The sequence below is a fragment of the Pedobacter sp. UYP1 genome, assembly GCF_040547305.1.
Classification (GTDB): Bacteria; Bacteroidota; Bacteroidia; order Sphingobacteriales; family Sphingobacteriaceae; genus Pedobacter.
Window position 1 is genome coordinate 138,589 of sequence record NZ_JBEPPL010000002.1, and the last position, 18,162, is coordinate 156,750.

17 protein-coding genes are annotated in these 18,162 nt (G+C 39.5%); 8 read left to right on the forward strand and 9 right to left on the reverse strand.

Annotated elements, in window-relative coordinates; all coding sequences use genetic code 11:
• The first annotated feature begins 76 nt into the window (after positions 1–76).
• A complete protein-coding gene (locus ABIB30_RS04590; protein WP_354299634.1) occupies positions 77–847 on the forward strand; it encodes an exodeoxyribonuclease III in 771 nt (256 codons plus the stop codon).
• Positions 848–884: 37 nt separating this feature from the next.
• Here the strand turns inward: ABIB30_RS04590 and ABIB30_RS04595 are convergent, their stop codons facing one another.
• Positions 885–1,451, reverse strand: coding sequence for a 5-formyltetrahydrofolate cyclo-ligase (locus ABIB30_RS04595; RefSeq protein ID WP_354299637.1), 567 nt, complete (start codon positions 1,449–1,451; stop codon positions 885–887).
• A 216-nt stretch (positions 1,452–1,667) separates the two neighbouring features.
• On the opposite strand from ABIB30_RS04595, the gene ABIB30_RS04600 reads away from it, so the two are divergent.
• Positions 1,668–1,934 carry a hypothetical protein gene (locus ABIB30_RS04600; protein ID WP_354299641.1) on the forward strand — a complete coding sequence of 89 codons (267 nt, stop codon included), beginning with the start codon at positions 1,668–1,670 and terminating at the stop codon, positions 1,932–1,934.
• 6 nt (positions 1,935–1,940) lie between these two features.
• Here the strand turns inward: ABIB30_RS04600 and efp are convergent, their stop codons facing one another.
• The 6 genes from efp to ABIB30_RS04630 form a co-directional block, all read right to left on the reverse strand.
• Positions 1,941–2,501: an elongation factor P gene (efp, locus tag ABIB30_RS04605; RefSeq protein WP_354299645.1), complete on the reverse strand. Its 561-nt coding sequence runs from the start codon at positions 2,499–2,501 to the stop codon at positions 1,941–1,943.
• 156 nt (positions 2,502–2,657) lie between these two features.
• The gene (locus tag ABIB30_RS04610; protein WP_354299649.1) at positions 2,658–3,275 is read right to left on the reverse strand and encodes an ABC transporter ATP-binding protein; all 618 of its coding nucleotides are present in this window, start codon (positions 3,273–3,275) and stop codon (positions 2,658–2,660) included.
• Positions 3,276–3,283: 8 nt separating this feature from the next.
• The gene (gene lpxA, locus ABIB30_RS04615) at positions 3,284–4,069 is read right to left on the reverse strand and encodes an acyl-ACP--UDP-N-acetylglucosamine O-acyltransferase (protein ID WP_068404747.1); all 786 of its coding nucleotides are present in this window, start codon (positions 4,067–4,069) and stop codon (positions 3,284–3,286) included.
• A complete protein-coding gene (locus ABIB30_RS04620) occupies positions 4,066–5,478 on the reverse strand; it encodes a bifunctional UDP-3-O-[3-hydroxymyristoyl] N-acetylglucosamine deacetylase/3-hydroxyacyl-ACP dehydratase (protein ID WP_183869240.1) in 1,413 nt (470 codons plus the stop codon). Before ABIB30_RS04620 ends, lpxA begins: the two co-directional genes overlap by 4 nt.
• Before the next feature lie 26 nt (positions 5,479–5,504).
• Positions 5,505–6,551, reverse strand: a complete 1,047-nt coding sequence (lpxD, locus tag ABIB30_RS04625; protein ID WP_354299656.1) for a UDP-3-O-(3-hydroxymyristoyl)glucosamine N-acyltransferase — start codon at positions 6,549–6,551, stop codon at positions 5,505–5,507.
• A gap of 136 nt (positions 6,552–6,687) precedes the next feature.
• A complete protein-coding gene (locus ABIB30_RS04630) occupies positions 6,688–7,917 on the reverse strand; it encodes an HD domain-containing protein (RefSeq protein WP_354299658.1) in 1,230 nt (409 codons plus the stop codon).
• Positions 7,918–8,021: 104 nt separating this feature from the next.
• On the opposite strand from ABIB30_RS04630, the gene porX reads away from it, so the two are divergent.
• From porX to ABIB30_RS04645, 3 genes are read left to right on the forward strand one after another with little or no spacing between them, the layout of a single operon-like run.
• Complete coding sequence (gene porX, locus ABIB30_RS04635; protein ID WP_041883582.1) at positions 8,022–9,575, forward strand: T9SS response regulator signal transducer PorX; 1,554 nt, start codon at positions 8,022–8,024, stop codon at positions 9,573–9,575.
• A 9-nt stretch (positions 9,576–9,584) separates the two neighbouring features.
• Positions 9,585–10,007 (forward strand): tRNA (adenosine(37)-N6)-threonylcarbamoyltransferase complex ATPase subunit type 1 TsaE, encoded by a 423-nt coding sequence (gene tsaE / locus ABIB30_RS04640; protein ID WP_354299661.1) that lies wholly within the window; start codon positions 9,585–9,587, stop codon positions 10,005–10,007.
• 47 nt (positions 10,008–10,054) lie between these two features.
• Positions 10,055–11,281, forward strand: a complete 1,227-nt coding sequence (locus ABIB30_RS04645; RefSeq protein WP_111632794.1) for an alanine dehydrogenase — start codon at positions 10,055–10,057, stop codon at positions 11,279–11,281.
• Here ABIB30_RS04645 and ABIB30_RS04650 read toward each other — a convergent pair whose 3' ends face one another.
• Together ABIB30_RS04650 and ABIB30_RS04655 are read right to left on the reverse strand one after the other, a co-directional pair.
• Positions 11,282–12,460 (reverse strand): MFS transporter, encoded by a 1,179-nt coding sequence (locus tag ABIB30_RS04650; protein WP_354299663.1) that lies wholly within the window; start codon positions 12,458–12,460, stop codon positions 11,282–11,284.
• A 217-nt stretch (positions 12,461–12,677) separates the two neighbouring features.
• Positions 12,678–14,009 (reverse strand): D-alanyl-D-alanine carboxypeptidase, encoded by a 1,332-nt coding sequence (locus ABIB30_RS04655; protein WP_354299665.1) that lies wholly within the window; start codon positions 14,007–14,009, stop codon positions 12,678–12,680.
• 172 nt (positions 14,010–14,181) lie between these two features.
• Here ABIB30_RS04655 and ABIB30_RS04660 point away from each other — a divergent pair, with 172 nt between their 5' ends.
• From ABIB30_RS04660 to ABIB30_RS04670, 3 genes are all read left to right on the forward strand, one after another.
• A complete protein-coding gene (locus ABIB30_RS04660; RefSeq protein WP_354299668.1) occupies positions 14,182–16,689 on the forward strand; it encodes a zinc-dependent metalloprotease in 2,508 nt (835 codons plus the stop codon).
• A 130-nt stretch (positions 16,690–16,819) separates the two neighbouring features.
• Entirely contained in the window at positions 16,820–17,761 is a 942-nt protein-coding gene (locus ABIB30_RS04665; RefSeq protein WP_354299670.1) for a hypothetical protein, read from the forward strand.
• A 95-nt stretch (positions 17,762–17,856) separates the two neighbouring features.
• Entirely contained in the window at positions 17,857–18,048 is a 192-nt protein-coding gene (locus ABIB30_RS04670) for a cold-shock protein (RefSeq protein ID WP_037441187.1), read from the forward strand.
• Positions 18,049–18,162: the final 114 nt, after the last annotated feature.

An 18,162-nucleotide genomic window follows, 5' to 3' on the forward strand; every position in this document is an offset into this window, starting at 1 on the left:
ACCATTAAACCACGAAGTGCTCTTGAGTTCAATTAAAAAACAATAAACACCCCGAAAAAAAACAATAGAAAACACGATGAAAATACTTTCTTACAACGTGAACGGAATCCGTGCTGCCTCTACAAAAAACTTTGTAGGTTGGTTGCAATCGACGGATGCAGATATGATCTGTCTTCAGGAAGTGAAAGCCCTTCCTTCTCAAATTCCGGAGATAATTGGTTTAATTGAGAACCTGGGTTATCACCATTATTGGTTTGCTGCAGAAAAAAAGGGATATAGCGGAGTCGCTATATTTTCAAAGATAAAACCTAATCACGTTGAATATGGGTGCGGTGAGGAATGGATTGATAAAGAAGGGCGCATTTTAAGGGCCGATTTTGACACTTTCTCTTTAATGAGCGTCTACTTGCCATCCGGATCATCCGGAGACGAGAGACAGGTCAAAAAGTATGAATTCATGGCTTATTTCGAGAAGTATATTACCAAACTCCGGGAAACTTATCCAAATCTGATCATTTCTGGTGATTATAATATCTGTCACACCGCAATTGATATACATAACCCTAAATCCAATGCAAATTCTTCTGGTTTTCTTCCGCAAGAAAGAGAGTGGATGGGCTTGTTCCTGGAAGCTGGTTTTATTGATACTTTCAGACACCTGAATAAAGATCCGCATCATTACACCTGGTGGAGTTACAGAGCAGGTTCCAGAGGCAAGAACCTGGGCTGGCGTATCGATTATCATTTGGCAACACAACCTATGCTGGACCGGATTAAAGACGTTAAGATTTTGTCAGATGCTATACACTCTGACCATTGTCCGATTTTATTGGAATTAACCCCATAATCGCTGATTATCTTCTGATCAATTTCCTGAAAGGAAGTTAATCTTTAAAATAGATCACCTGATCTGGTGTAATACAAAGATCAAGACGAATATCATTCTCGTGGGTATCAGCAATGATGCCCACGCTTTTGAAAAAAGACAAGCCCACTTTAAGCGTGTCTCTCCCCTCTAAAAACCGGTCATAGAACCCTTTCCCATATCCTACGCGATAACCCCGGTCATCAAATGCCAGTAAAGGCACAATAACGAGGCCTATATCACCTTTATACTCTTCTTCGTCAACTGGCTCCAGAATATTAAAAGAACTCTTTAAAAGCTCTTGTTCACCCCTATAATGATGATGTGTCATTAAAGACGTTTTAAAATCTGCACGGGGTACAATTATTTTGACCTGCGGATGGTATTTATTCAGCCAATCTATAAACAAAAAAGTATCTGGTTCATTCTTTTCGGCAATCGGAAGGAATATATGAAGTGTTTTTACAGCGCTCAGATTAAGGGCAGTAAATTGCTCCAATAATTTCCCGCTTAATGCAGAAACCTGCTCTGAATTAAGTTCTTTTCTTTTTTTAGCCTCCTGTTTCCTGATTTCTGCTTTATTCATCTTTTAATAGTGCTGTGCCCTGCAAGTTAGAAATCTTGTCCAAAAAAATCACTATGCGCAACAAAACAGGATCAATTATTCGGGGACTACTGGCTCTGGGAAAGCGGAATAAATCTTTGTAAATTAATGCTACAAATATGGGGAAGCCGAAACCCAAAAAAGTAGGCAAAATTAAAGTTTTTTGATCCCTTTTTGATGTATAAAGGATTATATGTTATGGCAAGACGGTATGGTTACAACGAAATTGGTGATCCTTTGTTACCTTCAAGTTATAATATTGCACCAACTACCCCATTATGTGTCAATGGGTGGAAATTCTGCGCTATTCTCTCACCCGGGACTTCTACTCCAGCAGCTTTTTTTGTGATGCTCACGCGAATTGAACCTGAACAGACCCTGCGGAATAAAAAAGTCTTGAAAAAAATATGGCTTCGGGAACCACTCCGAAGCCAAAATCAACCTAAACCTAAAACTAAACTATGAAAATTCTTATTTTACTCTTTCTATATATTCACCTGTACGTGTATCAACCTTAACCCTATCGCCTTGATTGATAAACATCGGCACTTTAATTTCAACGTCTGCTCCAACGGTCGCATATTTCAATGCACTTGTTGAAGTGTCCCCTTTAACAGCGGGCTCTGTGTAGGTAACCTCCAGCTCAACATGCTGGGGAGTTTGTGCCGAAATCGGCTCTTCACTCTCGAATGCTATTACAACATTCATGCCTTCTTTTAAGAATTTAATCTGGTCCCCAAATAATGATTTTGGGATGTTAAATTGTTCAAAAGAACTGTTATCCATAACAACGAGGAATTCTCCATCTTCGTATAAATATTGATAATCATTTGTCTCTACCCGGCATATCGTTACCTCTTCATCTGTGCGGAACCTATACTCGACTAATTTGCCGCTTTTAATGTTCCTCATTCTTGCCTGGTAAAAAGCTCTTAAATTTCCAGGAGTCCGGTGTAGAAACTCTTCTACTACTATTAATTCTCCATTGAAACGAAGAATATTACCGCTTTTCACTTCTGATGCTTTTGCCATTTTTTTCTGAAATTCATTGCCCTACCAGCAGCGCTATTTCGTGCCGCAAAGGTAAAAACAATTTCTGGTTCTACAATAGTTATTTTAAATAATATAAATAAGGCCAATTTTTAGTCCATTTCTTGACAATAGCCTTGCAATTCACTACGTTTCGCTTTATTTATAGTCAGTTATCTTTATAAAATTATCGCAAAAAGAATACTCGTTTTCCTGATTGGAGCCGATCACGACAAGCTTATCAGCAGTAAAATCCCGGATCAGATCGTGATACCACTTGATTCCCTGTTGGTCCAGGTTAGAAGTTGGTTCATCCAACAGCAGCAGCGGTGTATCAGTACAGCAAGCTAAAGCCAGCTTGGTCCGCTGTTTCATACCCGAAGAAAAATACTTTAAAGCCTTATCCTGAGCCTTCCTCAATCCTAAAAGATCCATTACCTGTGCCGCACTGACACCGGGATAAAAACGCTTGAATTTAAAATGGAAATCGATAGTCTCCTGTAAGGTAAACTCTTCCACCAAATCCAGATAGGGTGCAGCAAAACTCACTTGCTTGTATACCTTTTCTATCGGGATGATGTTAGTGTCATCCGCATAAGTAATTGTGCCTTCAGAAGGCTCCAGACTACCCAGAATTACACTTAGTAAAGTCGACTTACCAGAACCATTTGGCCCCAGAATAGCATAATTGCCGGCAGCAGCAAATCCATAAGTGAAATTTCTGAATATCCACTCCTGATTAAACCTTCTGCCGGCATCTTTTAAATCGATCTTCATTCAAATGACTAACTACCTGACCCAAAACCCTTCATTACCCCTCTGTTTGAATTTCTGATAAAATCAACGATTTCATCACGAATTTCAGTTGGTGCAAATTCAGCCTCTATCTTATCAAGAGCTTTGGTCACATTATTATGCTTTACAAACAATACTCTGTAGATTTCCTGTATCTCATTGATCTTCTCCGAAGAAAATCCGCGTCTTCTTAATCCAACAGAATTAATCCCTGCGTACGATAAAGGCTCTCTGGCAGCTTTAACATAAGGCGGAACATCTTTCCTAACCAATGAGCCACCGGTAATGAACGCATGCGCTCCAACGTTAACAAACTGATGTATTGCAACTAAACCAGCCAGAACCACATAATCACCAATAGTGATATGTCCGGCCAGCGTAGTGCTGTTAGAGAAAATACAATTATTACCCACCTCACAATCATGTGCAATGTGTGAATATGCCTGAATCAGGCAATTGCTTCCAATAACAGTCTTCCATTTATCTTTTGTTCCGCGGTTAATCGTTACACACTCCCTGATCGTGGTATTATCCCCGATTTCGGCAGTAGTGACTTCACCTGCGAACTTTAAATCCTGAGGAACTCCGGAGATTACAGAACCAGGAAAAATCCTGCAGTTCTTTCCTATCCTCGCGCCGTCCATGATTACCACATTAGAGGCAATCCATGTTCCTTCCCCAATGACAACGTCTTTATGTATAACAGAAAAAGGTTCTATGACCACATTGTCTGCTATAATCGCATCAGGATGTATGTATGCTAATGGTTGTATCATGATACGCGTTCGCTATCTTTAACTTTTGAAATTTGGGCCATCATCTCTGCCTCTACTACTATTTTCTCTCCTACCATGCCCACGCCTTTCATCTGTGCAATGCCTCTGCGGATTGGCTCCATCAAATCACATCTGAAAACGATCGTATCACCGGGCAGCACTTGTGCCCTGAATCTCACTTTATCAATTTTAAGGAAATAAGTAAGATAATTTCTTGGATCAGGAACAGTACTTAATACTAAAATACCACCAGTCTGCGCCATCGCCTCAATCTGAATTACACCCGGTAAAACTGGTGCACCTGGAAAATGTCCTTTGAAAAACTCTTCATTCATTGTGACATTCTTCACGCCAACTACGTGTGTCTTTGACAATTCAAGGATTTTATCGATAAACAAAAACGGTTGTCTGTGCGGTAAAATATCCATGATCTGCATCACATCATAAAGTGGCTTTACAGATGGGTCGTAAACATGCTGAACTTTCTTGTTTTTTTCTTTCTTGATTGCTGCTTTAATCTTTTTCGCAAACGCAATGTTTGCCGCATGCCCTGGTCTTGCAGCCATGATATGCCCTTTAATGTGCATTCCAACAAGCGCAAGGTCACCAATCATATCTAATAATTTGTGTCTTGCAGGCTCATTCTGGTAACGCAACTCCATATTGTTCAAAATACCCTGTGGAGCTACTTCTATCTTCTCTCTGTTGAATATCTTAGCAAGGTGATCTAACTCATCACGCGTAACCTCTTTGTCAACAATAACAATGGCATTGTTTAAATCACCACCCTTAATCAGGTTGTTCTGTAATTGATATTCCAATTCATGCAGGAAACAGAAAGTACGGCAAGATGCAATCGCACTTTTAAACTCTGCAATTGTAGAAATTACAGCATGCTGACTACCTAAAACAGGAGAGTTATAATCAATCATACAAGTAAACCTGTAATCTTCAAGCGGCATAGCCACGATCTCTACCTTGCGCTCAGCGTCAGTATAAGTAATGTTATGCGGAATCTGGAAATATTCACGATCGATACTTTGCTGTACCAAACCTACACTTTCCAGTGCCTCTACGAAAAGGATCGCGCTTCCATCCATAATCGGAGTTTCAGGGCCATCCAGCTTCATTAATATATTATCAAGGTCCATTCCAACCAAAGAAGCCATTACATGCTCCACCGTGCTGATACTCGCTCCGTTTTGCGTAATTGTTGTGCCTCTTGCTGTATCTGTTACATTGTCACAGTCTGCATCGATGATTGGTTGACCTGGTAAATCAGTCCTTTGAAATTTAAACCCGTGGTTTTCCGGAGCCGGACAAAAAGTTAAAGTGACACTGGCACCTGTATGCAAGCCTACTCCATGTACAGAAACTTCGCTTTTTATGGTTTTTTGTTTAACGTTCATTATTGTTTTGTGTGGTACTAATTATACTATGACTGGAGTTTTGCTGTAATTTCAGCCTCTAATTTTGTAATCCGTTTTTCTATTCCCGGCAAATGTTTAAACAACACAGATGCACGCATCCAGTCTCTAAGGGGTTGCGCAGGTGTGCCATGCCATTGTTTATTCTCTTCTGTAATATTTGAATTGATCCCTGCCTGTGCACCGATTTGCGTGCCTCTGGCTAATGATAAATGCCCTGCAATTCCAACCTGGCCACCAACAACTGATCTTTCACCGACCTTGCTGCTTCCTGAAACTCCTGCCTGGGCAGCAACAACCGTATGCTCTCCAATTTCTACATTGTGTGCAATCTGAATCAGATTATCCAGTTTCGAGCCTTTCCTAATGAAAGTAGAACCCATTGTCGCCCTGTCAATTGCAGTATTTGCCCCGATTTCAACATCATTTTCGATAACGACATTCCCTATCTGTGCAATTTTTGTATAGGTACCATCCGGCTGAGGGGCAAATCCAAATCCATCACTACCAATTACTGTATTAGAATGGATAACGACCCCATTTCCAATCACAGAACGGTTATAGATTTTAACTCCGGGATGAAAAGTACATCCTGAGCCAATTTTCGAATCTGTTCCTATATGTATTTGTTGTAAAATCTTTGTATTGTCTCCAATCTCTACATTGGCATCGATGTAAGAGAAAGCCCCTATAAACACATTTTTACCAATTTTTGCTGAAGGATGAACAAAAGAAGGCTGTTCTATACCTGTTTTTTGAGCAGTCTCATTTAAGACCTCATTATACTTTTCCAGCAAAACTGAAAAAGCACTATATGGATCCTTCACCTTTACCAGCGTACAGCTGATAGGTTGCGAAGGAACAAAATCTAACCCAACGATAACGACAGATGCGTTCGTTGAATAGATGAAGTTCTCGTATTTCCGGTTAGATAGAAAACATAAGGCCCCTTTTTTCCCTTCTTCTATTTTCGAAAGCTCTGAAACTGTGATAGTTTCATCGCCTTCAACTGTTCCACTTAAAAAGTCGCTTATCTGCTTGGCAGTAAATTGCATTCTACAAAGTTAAATGTTAAATTGATATGAACAAATTATCCCAACTCCCTATTTTATCAGCCACTTGACCATTTCAATGCTCCTGTATAATCGGATAAAAAACGGGATAATAATTGGATTATTTTGTTAAATAATGCTAAATAATTCTTGGATAGCAAAGTATATGCTTTCTAACTGTCCTGTCGAGCGATTCCAGGTTAGATAAATCGGATGCTTTTGCAATATCTGTCGTTGTATTATTTTTCATTAATATGTTAATTGTGCTGTTTCCGCCCCCTGTATTGTAGGCTCTATTGCTGATTACATCCGTAAAAACAAAGTAAGGTACCTCATTCTGATCAATTCCGAGACTAAAGGCGGTATTTTCACTAATCAGAGAAACTCTGCCTGGGTCAGGCATGTCATTGGTAATCTCAATCTTATATAAATTCCGGTTAACCAGCATATTACATAACAGCGAAAGAATTCTGTCCTGATTTCCGCACCAGACTTTCACCGAAGCGAAAATATCCTGATCATCCAGTTTAGCGAATTGTAGTAAATGTACATTCGTTTCAAAAAATTCCTTTTGAGAAATTTCATTTTTCAGGAAATGCTGCAATGCCGGTGTAGCAAATAAATCCGCTCCCTTTACAGCAAGCTCTTTTGCACGTTTTAAAATCTTGACCAGCAGCATTTCTCCTGCAATAACTGTTTTATGCAAATAAACCTGCCAGTACATTAATCGTCTCGCAATCAAGAATTTTTCAATAGAATAAATGCCCTTTTCCTCAATAACCAGCTGATCATCAGCAATGTTAAACATCTTAATAATCCGGTCAAAGCTGATTACACCTTCACTCACGCCCGTAAAGAAACTATCTCTGTTTAAATAATCCATCCTGTCCAGATCCAGCTGACTTGAAATCAGCTGATGCAGAAACTTCTTTGGATACGCTCCTTTAAATATGGCGATGGCAGTATTTAATTTTCCGTCGAACTCCATATTCAGGCGCTCCATCATCAGAATAGAAATATCTTCATGCTGAATTCCCTTCACCAGCGAATATTCCAGTGCATGAGAAAATGGCCCGTGACCGATATCATGGAGTAATATAGCTATCGTTGCACCCTCTTCTTCATCTTTAGTAATCTCGTGACCCTTACTGCGTAAGATATCAATAGCCAGGCACATCAGATGCATTGCACCGAGTGCATGGTGAAAACGCGTATGCAAAGCTCCCGGATAAACCAGGTGTGTCATCCCTAATTGTTTAATATAGCGTAACCGCTGAAAAAAGGGATGCGAGATCAGATCAAAGATCAATTCTGAGGGTATATTGATAAATCCATATACCGGGTCATTTATTATTTTCTTTTTATTCAATCTTGGCAAAATAAATTATACGGTACAAAAATTGCTATTTTTATCCGTACTTAAGAAAGAGATATCTCTTTTTAAGGATTTATTTACACCTTATACATACAATAATGCAGGAAACCAAGATTCTATGGGCCGATGATGAGATAAACTTATTAAAACCGCATATATTACTATTGAACGAAAAAGGGTACCACGTGACTACATTTACGAATGGAAACGATGCATTGGAGGCTTTTGGCAAGGAGCATTTCGACCTGGTATTTCTGGATGAAAATATGCCCGGCATGAGTGGATTGGAAACCCTGTCAGCCATTAAAAATATAAAAAGCGACATCCCTGTTGTCCTGATTACCAAAAGTGAAGAGGAAAATCTGATGGAGGATGCGATCGGTTCAAAAATTGACGATTATCTGATAAAGCCGGTTAATCCTAAGCAAGTATTGCTGACAATCAAAAAAATCATAGACAATAAAAGACTGATCAGTGCTAAAACTTCGATGGCTTATCAACAAGACTTCAGACGTTTAGGCATGACACTGAATGACAAATTAAGCTACGAGGAATGGACAGAGGTTTATAAAAAACTAATTTTCTGGGAACTGGAGCTTGAAAAACTGGATGATCCTCAGATGCATGAAATTCTGACCATGCAAAAGTCTGAAGCGAATACACAGTTCTCTAAATTCATCGAAGACAATTACATTGATTGGGTTAATAAAAGAGGTAAAACGCCTTTATTGTCTAATGAACTGCTTAAAAAGAAAGCATTTCCGCATATCAATTCTACTACACCCGTATTCTTTATTCTGATAGATAACCTGAGATACGATCAGTGGAAGATTATCAATCCTCTAATTACAGAACATTTCAGGTTAGACGAGGAAGATATTTATACGAGTATCCTGCCAACAGCTACACAATATGCAAGGAATTCCATCTTTTCAGGTCTGATGCCACTAGAAATGGAAAAACGTTTTCCTTCACTTTGGCAAAATGATGATGAAGAGGGTGGTAAAAACATGCATGAAGAAGCCTTCCTTGCAGATCAGATTAAACGCAGCGTCCGTAAAGACTGTAAATTCAGTTATCATAAAATTCTGACTTATGATGATGGAAAAGCGCTTAACGAACAAATGAATAATCTGATGCAGAATGAGTTCAATGCAATCGTTTACAACTTTGTTGATATGCTTTCTCATGCCCGTACTGATATGGCCATGATCAGAGAGCTGGCAAATGACGATGCTGCTTACCGCTCACTAACGCTTTCTTGGTTTGAGCACTCTCCTTTACTAGAGCTGTTAAAGAAACTTGCTCAGAAACAAGTTAAAGTAATTATTACTACAGATCACGGTACAATCAGGGTTAAACATCCAAGTAAAGTAATCGGAGATAGAAATACCAATACAAATCTGCGCTATAAACAGGGCAGAAATCTGAATTTTAATGCAAAAGAGGTCTTTTTGATTAAAAATCCTCATGAGGCACAATTGCCTAAAATAAATATTAGTTCTAATTATATTTTCGCCAAAGAAGACCGTTATTTTGTCTATCAGAATAACTACAACCAGTTTGTGAACTACTATAACGAAACGTTCCAGCATGGTGGGATCTCTCTGGAGGAAATGATGATTCCTGTAGCGACTTATAGCTCAAGATAGCATATTGAAATGAACATTGAAATTAATCACCTGGACGAACTGGGCAGTGCCGCTGAAGCACTGCTTAGTTTTGCAGGAAACGAAAAAATATTCGCCTTCAAGGGCGAAATGGGAGCAGGAAAAACAACTTTTATTAAAGTCCTGTGCCAGAAATTAGGCGTAACAGATGTAGTCAACAGTCCTACATTTTCCATTGTAAACGAATATGCAGCACCGGCTCATCAGGTCATTTATCATTTTGACTTCTATAGAATTAAAAACCTGCAGGAAGTATTTGATATTGGTTATGAAGAGTATTTTTATTCTGGCAATATCTGCCTGATAGAATGGCCCCAGCGAATTGGGGAATTGCTGCCTGAAACTTATATCGAAGTGGAAATTACCGCATTGTCAGAAAACAAACGATCTTTCACCTTCACAAAAATTTCTTAAATTCAGCTTATTTTTCTTAATTTCAATCAAAAAATCAGATAGACAGAATGGCTACAGGATTACGGGAAGAAATGGCCTCTATTGCTCAAAAAGGACTGCTACAGCCTAAAGAGACATTGTCAGAAATCAAACAAAAAAGCAACAGTCTTTATATTGGTATTCCTAAAGAGATCTCTTTTCAGGAAACCCGGATTGCACTCACACCTTTATCCGTTGCACTACTGGTCAATCATGGCCATAAAGTATTGCTGGAAAGTGGTGCGGGTACAGGCGCAAACTTTTCTGACAATGATTACAGTGAACAGGGTGCACAGATTACATTCAATAAAAAGGATGTATATGATGCTGATATTATCGTAAAAATAGCCCCGCCAACGGTAGAAGAAATCAATCTGATGCATAAGGGCCAGACGCTGATCTCCGCTTTGCAGATGGGCGCACTTAAAGAAGGTTACCTGAAAGCATTGCTGAATAAGAAAATCAACGCTTTATGCTTTGAGAATTTAAGGGATGAAGGAAATGTTTTAACGGTTGTGCGCGCTATGAGTGAAATCGTTGGCGCAACTTCGATCTTCATTGCCGCAGAATATTTAAGCAGTGTAACCGGTGGTAAAGGCTTAATGCTAGGCGGTTTTACGGGTGTCCCTCCGACAGAGATTGTCATTCTTGGTGCCGGAACTGTTGGAGAATATGCAGCCAGGACAGCACTTTCATTAGGGGCTGAGGTTAAAGTATTTGACAGTTCTATTTACCGTTTGCGCCGTCTTCAGAATAACCTGGGAAGCCGCGTATTTACCTCTGTTATGCAGCCTATCGTATTAGGAAAGGCCGTAACAACCTGTGATGTAGTGATTGGTGCCATCCGCGCGACACACGGCAGGAGCCCTTGTATTGTGACCGAAGAAACGGTGAGCAGAATGAAACCAGACTCAGTTGTCATTGATGTGAGTATAGATCAGGGTGGATGTTTTGAAACCTCTGAGGTGACAAACCATAAAGACCCTGTTTTCAGAAAACACGATGTTATTCATTATTGTGTGCCTAATATCGCATCCAGAGTGCCCAGAACAGCTTCTTATGCCTTAACGAATATCTTTACCCCAATACTGGTAGATATAGGCGAAATGGGCGGCTTAATGAGCCTGATCTGGAATAAACCAGGCATCAGAGAAGCGCTTTATATTTATAAAGGCCACCTGACCAGCAAAGATCTGGCTGCCAGGTTTAACCTGCCTTACAAGGACATCGAATTATTAGTGGCTGCTAATCAATAGCTAAACTGTTGCTGTAAGCTTCGGTTTCCAGACAAATTGCAAGTAAACCAGTGCTGCAATAGTAATGCCTGTACAGATGAAAAATGTATGGGGTATAGTTTTGATATTGTCAATAAATAACCATCCTGCCAGCAGAGCGCCCAAACCAATTCCAGCTTCCAGTGCAATATACATGGTTGCCATGGCCTTTCCACGATGTTTTGGGTCGCTCAGATCTATTGTCCAGGCGTTTACCGTTGGCGAAAGCATTCCTGTTGCTACGCCGTATAATGCTGAAGCGGCCATCAAGGTAAAAGATGAATTCGCAAAGCCTATGCATAACAGCGAAACGGCCAGTAATGCCAGGGATATTTTAAGGATTAAGACCCTTCCATGTTTGTCAGAGGCCTTACCTGCTACAAACCGGATGAGCAAAGAAGAAAGGGTGAATACCATAAAAAACAAGCCTTTATTACTGGTACCAAGATACTTGCTCCAATCTCCGACTACAGTCAGGATTACACCATAACTCACATAACTTAATAGTGTAATTAAAGCCGCAGGAATCACCCTCCATTCAATGATATCCTGCCTTTTAATTTTCAATAAGGAGAAACTGAAAGGTTTTTTTTCTTTCAGGGTCTCTTTCATATTTCCAAGAATTACAATGGATGATAAAGCAAAAATTGAAGAGCAATAAAACAAGACATTAATGGAAAAATGATCGGTTATAGTACTGCCAATGGCGGGACCGATGGCCATACCTGTACTGAAACAAATTCCATGAATCCCCATCGCTTCTCCCCACCTGTTTTTTGGAACCAGATCTGCAACATAAGCGGCTGTTGCTGTTGGCTTAAATCCAGTAGAAAATCCATGAATTAATCTAAGAAACAGAAATCCGGCAACTGTAGTTAGTACAGGATACAGGAATCCGCAAACGAAGCAAACTATTGAGCCTACAGCCATTATTGGTACACGGCCGATAGTGTCAGTCAGCTTACCACTAAAAGGCCTGGAGATGCCTGCTGTAAGCGTAAACAGCGCAACGATCAATCCTTTGTAAGAAGCACCACCCATCGCACTCAGATAGGCAGGCAATTCGGGAATCAGCATATTAAAACTGGCAGAAAAAAGGAAGGAACTTAAACATACCAGGCCAAATTGCAGGGTATAAATCGATTGATCAGACTTTTGCATATCCGCACAAAAATAAAGATAAAATTCAGAGAAGCAGTTTAAATTGAGATGATAAAATTGTAAAGTACAAGATTGTTTCCCTTATGATTTATAACCAGGAGTATACTTATTAAATACCTTTTCAACCCCTGTTTACAAAAGTAACTGTAAGAGAACCCCAACCACAATAGCAAGGAAGACCCTGCTGGAAGTTAATACAATACGAGAAGAACAAGGTTTAATACTGGTCGTGAATATATCCCATAAGTTTGGCCATTTCAGCCTTCAATTCTTTAACAGGCCCCATAAAGTTGTTATTCATGAAAGAAAAAACAAGTATTTTTCCCTTTTTGGTAACGATATAACCGCTTTGATTATAATTATTGGAAAAGGTTCCGGTTTTGGCAAATACAAAAGGATGTTCTGTTTTAGGATAGGCATTTTTGAGTGTACCTCTCAGTCCGCCGGCAGGGAGCATACTGAAGAGTTTTTGCCGGTTATTTATTTCTTTATCTATCATCTGAAGCAGCATAATCATGTCTCTGGGACTAAAGAGATTCATCCTTGATACTCCCGATCCATCTACCCAGCGCGGACGGTCAGGCAAATCTTTCAGGTATTTGTCCAGAATATACCGGATCGCGTCAGTACTGCTTAAGCTTTGCTGAAACTGATTCGAGTAAACCAGTAAAAGCTGCTCGGCAATAAAATTATCGCTCGGTAAAAGCATTTCCCGAAAAACATCTTCAGACCGGCTGTTGTAAATTGTTTTTGCATTACCCGGCATTTCCAGTTGAATGAGTTGTACATCGCTGCCCAAAGTATCCCTTAACAAGTTTAACGTAGTTAAAGTACTCGTTTTATAAGGAACAAGCTGCATAAAATCTGCAGGAACAGCTCCCGGCGGATAGTCGAATTCATTCGTTCCTACTTTCCTGACTACGCTGAACTCTTTTTGATGATTTAAGCTATCTTTCAGCAGACAATCGTTAAAATGCTGTGGGTCCACAGTGACCCTTCCATTCTCATTTTTGAATCCCACCAGATTATCCAGCATGGGCAACTCATTAATTTCTGCCTGAGTATCATCATTGTAATCATCCCATGCCCAGCCTTGTCCATAAGCATTACCAGTATATCTGCCTGCCGCAAAAAATAGCCGCCTGGGACTTGTACTTAAAAACCTGAAGGTTTTATCCGTTTTCATTCCCCGCTTTAAAAAGGATGGATCTCCTGTGCCCCAGAAAATTAGAGAATCACCGCGTTCTATGTAGCGTATAGATGGAATAGAATCTGGTAACATTTTCAGCCCTGCATAGAAAGTATACAACTTTGTATTAGAAGCGGGAATAAAATATTTGTCCGCATTTTGCGCATAAATCATCCCCTGTTGATCTGATCCGGAGAGGGCAAATCCGACAAGATGGTTATTGAGAACAGGTGAATCCCTTAAAAAACGAGAAACATCTTTGGCTAACCGATGCTGAACAGAGCAACTTTCAAGAAATAGCAAAATCAGCAATGCTGGAATGAAAAATGATTGAATACTGTACTCTTTTTTTAATTCCATTATACTCTTTACCATTGACATAGGTCGAATATATTGCTTTTTCAGAAAATACGTATGTCCTTTCATTTAAACTCCGGCCTATTTTGTAACGTTGCAATTACGTTGCATCATTTTAAGCGGACAATGAATATTTTTATACCATCACCCAAAATCCAAAATTTCTTAACTACCAATGAATTCAAAGACTAAATTACTGGCCATTGCCGGTCTGTGTTTTTTAGGTACGGTCTGCAGTGAAACTGCTTCTGCACAGAAAAAATCTAAAAAGACAGCTGCAACTGCGGCGCCCGCTCCCACTATTCCAGCTCCGAAAAAAGAAGGACTGAAACCATTTTCCGAAGTAATTACTGCTAAAGCAAGAACGAGAAATGGATTATTTAAAACCTATAAGGTAGATGACAAGTGGTATTTCGAGATTCCTGATACCTTATTAAATCGCGAAATGCTTGTTGTTACCCGTTTAAATAAAGTCCCATCTGGCGTATCTGTTGGTAATCAGCAATATGGAGGAGAAGAATTAAATGACCAGGTTTGGCAATGGGAACGTCGCGGAAAACAGGTATTTATCCGTGTACCCAGCTATTCTGTAAGAGCTGACAGCACTTCAGATATGTACCAATCCGTTAAAAATTCGAATCTTTCTACAATTCTTGCCAGCTTTGAGATTAAGGCCTATAACAAGGATACGACAGGCGTAGTGATCGATGTAACAGATTTCTACAATGGTGACGTGGTGGCAATCGGTGCGACTGATGCCTTAAGAAAAGCCTATAAAGCCAGTGCTTTAGATGCCGGACGTTCTTATGTCGACACGATCAAAACTTTCCCTGTAAATATTGAAGTAGTGACCAGCAAAACCTATAAATCGGCAGAATCACCTATCGACAATAGTATTGGTGCGGTCACTTTTGAATTCAACACCTCGATGCTCCTTTTACCAAAAACTCCGGTTAAAGCGAGATTAACAGACCCACGAGTAGGCTATTTCGGACAATCACAAACCGATTATGGTACAGATGCCCAAAAAGCAGAACGCACAGCCTATATCCACCGCTGGAACCTGGTTCCAAAAGATACTGCAGCATATATGCGCGGCGAATTGGTAGAGCCTGTTAAACCAATTGTAATTTATATTGATCCGGCTACTCCAAAAAAATGGGTTCCTTATTTAATTCAGGGGATTAATGATTGGCAGGTTGCCTTTCAGGAAGCAGGTTTTAAAAATGCAATTATTGGAAAGGAAGCCCCTACTGCTGCACAAGATCCTGATTTTAGTGTAGAGGATTCCAGGTATTCTGTGGTGCGTTATTTTGCTTCAAACATTGCCAATGCTTATGGCCCGCATGTTTCTGACCCACGTACCGGACAAATTCTTGAAACACATATTGGCTGGTACCATAATGTCATGAATTTACTGAGAAACTGGTATTTTGTGCAAACTGCGGCCGTTAATCCGGCAGCCAGAAAAGCCAAATTTGACGATAAACAAATGGGTGAACTGATCCGTTTTGTTTCCTCACATGAGATTGGGCATACGCTTGGTCTACCTCATAATTTTGGTTCCAGCTATGCTTATCCGGTTGATTCTCTTCGTTCGAAAACTTTTACCAATACCCATGGAACAGCACCTTCTATCATGGATTATGCGCGTTTTAATTATATCGCACAACCTGGTGACGGAGTAACTAAATTGCACCCTGAGATTGGTGAATATGATAAATGGTCCATTAAATGGGGCTATACCTGGTTTCCGGGTAACTTAACCGCCAAACAGGAAAGAGCAAAACTGGATGTATGGACGGTGGCTAAAGCAGGAAATCCATTGTATTATTATGGCCGTCAGGGCACAAGTCTTGATCCGCGTTTACAAAGTGAAGATTTGGGAGACAACGCTATGAAAGCTAGCACTTATGGTATTGCCAACTTAAAACGTATCCTTCCGAATATAGAAATATGGACTTATCAGAAAGGGCAGGATTTTAGTGACCTGAAAGAGCTCTACAATGAAGTTATTACGCAGTACAACAGATATATGGGGCACGTAAGGGCTAATGTTGGCGGAATGAGTGAAAACTTCAAAACGAATGATCAAAAGGGTACTGTTTATTCTTATTTGCCTAAAGCCAAACAAAGAGAAGCGATCGCCTTTTTTAATACACAGTTGTTTACTACGCCAGTATGGCTGATTAATAACGAACAACTGAATAAATTTGATAACGGACAAATATTGAATAAAATTAAGGCGGTACAGACCAGCACATTGAGTCTTTTGTTGACACCTGGCCGCATTGCGCGCTTATTGGACAATGAAACAAAAAATGGAACAGCAAATGCCTATACGCTTCCTGAGCTGTTTACGGATCTGAAAACCAGCGTATTCTCCGCCAACAGACCAGATGCATTTAAACGTAATTTGCAACGTTCTTATGTAGAGACGTTAACGCAATTGATGACTAAAGAAATGGATGTTCCACCAGGGGCAAATGCCGAAGGGCTTGCTAATTATGGTTTTACTCCTGTTAATGTTTCTTTGTCGGATATCAGACCATTGGTAAGAGCTGAATTAAAATCACTGCTAACGCTCACTAAAGCAAGAGCTTTGGCTGGCGATAGCTTGACAAAAGCACACTATGATGACCTGGTGATCAGGATTAATGATATTCTTTTTCCTAAAAAATAATCGGATCTATTCCCTTTAATAAGCCCTTAAGCAATATTTTTATAGCTTAAGGGCTTTTCTTTTATCAACTCTTGTTATGATTGGCAAAGAAAGCCTGATATATTTGAAAGAAAAAAGCGTTGTTTGTAATATGAAAGCAATACCCTCCTTGTCTATTTTTATAAGTTTCAGCCTTTTAATTACTGCCTGTAATACAAAAACGAAGAAAGAGAAACCACCAGAACATGTGCAACTGGATGTAACTCCGGTAAAAGGAATCAGATATACGGAAGTAAAACGTCGTTTCAGCAACGGACTGTCTTTCGATACGAGTGGTTTTCAGCAGGAACCAAGCTGGATTATTCAATTTAGATCTGCTGATACAGTGCTGGCTTATGATCCTGTACAAAAAATCATGCAACCTTTTCATTTGCATCATGATCATGCTGATGTCTTTAATTTTGCGAAAGAATGGTTCAGGTTTAAGCTGATCAGCAAAGACAGTCTTGTTTTTCAGCGACTTCAAGTCACTAAAAAAGTGATTGCAGATGATATACGGTCGGATGTAAACATGACTTTTTATGCCGACGATTATATTAAAAATAAATTAAAGACTACTGCCGAAAAGTTGCAGCGGCCAAGTAAAGCCGATACCCTTTTTATTGCGGAAATGGTGGCTAAAGCGACTAAATACCCTGACCAGAGAGATAGTGTTTTTGCGGGCAGACAGGTTGTTTCTTTGCGTCCGCGCGATAACCGCATTACCGTGGAGCGCTTAAGTAGCGTCGATAAATTGAATGGCAGGACAGAAGCTTATGATTATCTCTATCCGCAATATAAATTGGTTATTCCTGATGCTTATAAAGAGTTTGCTTATGGATTCAATGTTCTGGTAGACGAGAAAGGCAAAATGAGATTAAGTTATTTTTTCACAAATCTTCCGGAATTCAAGGAAACAAGAAAAAAAGTTCTGGAAGGAATTATCAGCGTATATCTGCAAAATTTACTAATAATTAAACCTGGGAGTACTCTTGGGGTGCCTCATACGAGCGAAATTACAGTAAATGTGGTCGGAAGAAAACCCTCAAAATAAATCGTCAAAAATTATATTTATCAAAAAATGAAGCATTTGCAGATTATAAAAAAATAATTACTACATTGCAGACTTAATTATTAATACATAATACAATGCAAGAAGGAACAGTAAAATTTTTCAATGTAACTAAAGGTTTTGGATTTATCGTACCAGCGAATGGCGATAGCGAAATTTTTGTACATTCAACAGGCCTTATCGATGAAATCCGTGAAAACGACAAAGTAGAATACGATGTTGAAAGCGGTAAAAAAGGTTTGAATGCGATCAATGTTAAAGTAATCTAGATTATTATAACCATAATTCGTACAAGCTTCCTGATGAGATATCGGGAAGCTTTTTTTATGTCCTTTAAAATCCATCCGGAATACAAAAAGGCTATTTACTGACCTTTTGAATAA